1 protein-coding gene is annotated in these 327 nt (G+C 70.9%); it reads right to left on the bottom strand.

Annotated features, from left to right (window positions below; all coding sequences use genetic code 11):
• Positions 1–327: GAF domain-containing protein (locus KVS71_RS17185; protein WP_217585123.1), on the bottom strand; the 327-nt coding region annotated here is incomplete at both ends.

The raw sequence follows: 327 nt of genomic DNA, 5'->3' as shown, positions 1-327 counted from the left end.
CGTCGGTGTAGGTGTGCGGCTCCGTGTCGAGCACGCACTGCGTCCCGTCCGGCTCGCCGCCCGGCGCGTGCAGCGGATGGGCCGCATTGGAGCGGTGGTGCGTATCGGCGGTCACGCACGGGGTCTCGGCGTGGAGGTCGGTGGTGCTCGCGTCCTCCACCACCACGGTCCGGTCCTGCGCCACGGTGTAGTCGCAGAACGAGTCCTGGCGCGGTGCCTCGTTCCCCCCGAGGCCGATCTGCGATTTGCGCCACTGCCGGTCGCGGCCGATCAGCGAGACGCTGACCATCGGCACGCCGAACATCTCCTTCGCCAGTCGTGCCACCC

It is taken from the genome of Microbacterium sp. GbtcB4 (genome assembly GCF_019091465.1).
Taxonomy (GTDB): domain Bacteria; phylum Actinomycetota; class Actinomycetes; order Actinomycetales; family Microbacteriaceae; genus Microbacterium; species Microbacterium paraoxydans.
This window is presented reverse-complemented; position numbering and strand designations above follow the sequence as displayed.